At 74.2% G+C, this 1,867-nt stretch carries 2 protein-coding genes, 1 tRNA gene and 1 pseudogene; 3 read left to right on the top strand and 1 reads right to left on the bottom strand.

The genetic code is table 11. The features are described from left to right. Positions 1-102: pseudogene (locus DLJ47_RS37415) on the top strand (IS982 family transposase); the annotation flags it as partial. A 74-nt stretch (positions 103-176) separates the two neighbouring features. On the opposite strand, the gene DLJ47_RS34665 reads toward DLJ47_RS37415, so the two are convergent. Next, positions 177-248 (bottom strand) — tRNA-Lys (locus DLJ47_RS34665). 161 nt (positions 249-409) lie between these two features. Here DLJ47_RS34665 and DLJ47_RS34660 point away from each other — a divergent pair. Further along, entirely contained in the window at positions 410-712 is a 303-nt protein-coding gene (locus DLJ47_RS34660) for a hypothetical protein (RefSeq protein WP_109906509.1), read from the top strand. Between the two features lie 156 nt (positions 713-868). Further along, the coding region (locus DLJ47_RS34655; protein WP_109906507.1) for an NAD-dependent epimerase/dehydratase family protein at positions 869-1,867 on the top strand (999 nt) is incomplete at its 3' end.

Here is a 1,867-nt window from a genome sequence, read left to right as displayed (position 1 = left end):
GTGCGGGTGGCCCAGCGTCTCCTGGCCATGGCTGCCGCCATCTGGCACAACAACAAGACCGGCGCACCCGTCACCCGGTCACTGATCGCCTACGACCACTGACCGGGATTCGGAACTACTCGTCTAGTTGTCGCGAGCCACAGGAGCCCGCAAAGGGCCGCTGACCTGCGGAGGAGTGGGCCGCCAGGGACTCGAACCCTGAACCTATGGATTAAAAGTCCACAGCTCTGCCATTGAGCTAGCGGCCCGCGCGCTCAGGTTACCGGACTTCCTGTCGATGCGACTCTCGCCCGTCGCGCCGCCCCCGGGCCGCGGCAGACGCCGGCAGCAGGTCACAGGTAACGGGACGTCGTGCCCACGTCGGGCTGCGACGGGCATGGGGGAGGGACCGGCGGGGAACCGTACCGGCATGAGGATGAGCAGCACCCCGGCCGTGGCGGCCTCCGGCGAGGAGGTCGGCCCGGACGGCGTACGGGAGCCGGGCGGCGAGGTGCACGCGTGGCTGCCGGGGCAGAACCAGACCGTCTGCGGGCTGCCGTTGAGCCGTACCCGGCTGCGCCGCTTCCCGCACGTGCGGTTCGACTACTCCGGCACCGACCAGCTCACCGGGGCCGACCCGGTCGGCTGGATCTGCCCGCGCTGCCTGGCCGCCACCGCCGGCCGCCGCCGGGACGAGAAGCACGCCTGGGTCCGCCACGCCCCCCGCCCGTGACGACCGCTCCGCCCAGTCCGGCAGCCCGGCGCGAGGTCCCCGGGACCGTCGCGGCGTGTGGCCCCGGGTCGGACGGGCCGGCAGCGCGGGCGACGCAGGCCGGGCCGACGGCGAAGACGGGCGGTTGATGGGCGGCTGACCGGGTACGGGTCGGGCATGCGGATCGTGGTGGTGGGGGCGACCGGCAACGCCGGCACCGCCCTGTTGCGCCGGCTGCGCCGGGAGCGTGGCGTGGAACTGGCCGGGGTGGTCCGCCGGCTGCCCGGGCCGGACGCCGGTGAGCCGTACGACCAGGTGGAGTGGCACTCCTGCGACATCGGTCAGCCGGGCGCCATCGGTCAGCTCGGCGAGATCTTCACCGGGGCGGACGCGGTGGTGCACCTGGCCTGGCAGATCCAGCCCAGCCACGACCAGCGGGTGCTGCGCCGGACCAACGTCGAGGGCAGCCGGGCGGTGCTCGACGCGGTGGCCCGGGCCAAGGTCCCGGCCCTGGTGTACGCCTCGTCGGTCGGCGTCTACGCGCCCGGCCCGAAGGACCACCCGGTGAGCGAGCGCTGGCCGGCGACCGGGGTGCCCGGGTCGTCGTACAGCCGGCACAAGGCCGAGGTCGAGGCGTTGCTCGACCAGTTGGAGCGGGAGCACCCGGCGGTGCGGGTGGTGCGGATGCGACCCGGGTTGAACTTCCAGCGGGAGGCCGCCACCGAGATCAGCCGCTACTTCCTCGGCCCGTTCGCGCCGGTCCGGCTGCTGAAGTACGGCCGGATCCCGCTGGTGCCGACGCACCGCCGGCTGCGGATGCAGGCGGTGCACACCGACGACGTCGCCGACGCGTACGCCCGGGCAGTGCTGGGTGATGCGCGCGGACCCTTCAACCTGGCCGCGGACCCGGTGTTGACCCCGGAGCTGGTGGCCCGGCACTTCCACGGCTGGACGGTGCCGGTGGCCGCCCCGGTGCTGCGCGTCGCCGCCGCGCTGACCTGGCGGGCGCGGCTGCAACCGATCGACGCCGGCTGGGTGGAGCTGGCGTTGAACGCGCCGCTGATGTCCAGCGAGCGGGCCGAGCGGGAACTGGGCTGGGAGCCCCGCACCGACGCGCTCGCCGCCCTGAAGGAACTCTTCGCCGGCATGGCCACCCGCGCCCACACCCCCAGCCGG

Origin of the sequence: Micromonospora sp. S4605, assembly GCF_003176715.1 — a bacterium.
GTDB classification, from domain to species: Bacteria; Actinomycetota; Actinomycetes; order Mycobacteriales; family Micromonosporaceae; genus Micromonospora; species Micromonospora echinaurantiaca.
The sequence above is the reverse complement of the archived record's forward strand: the minus strand, read 5'-3'. Positions and strand labels throughout refer to the sequence as shown.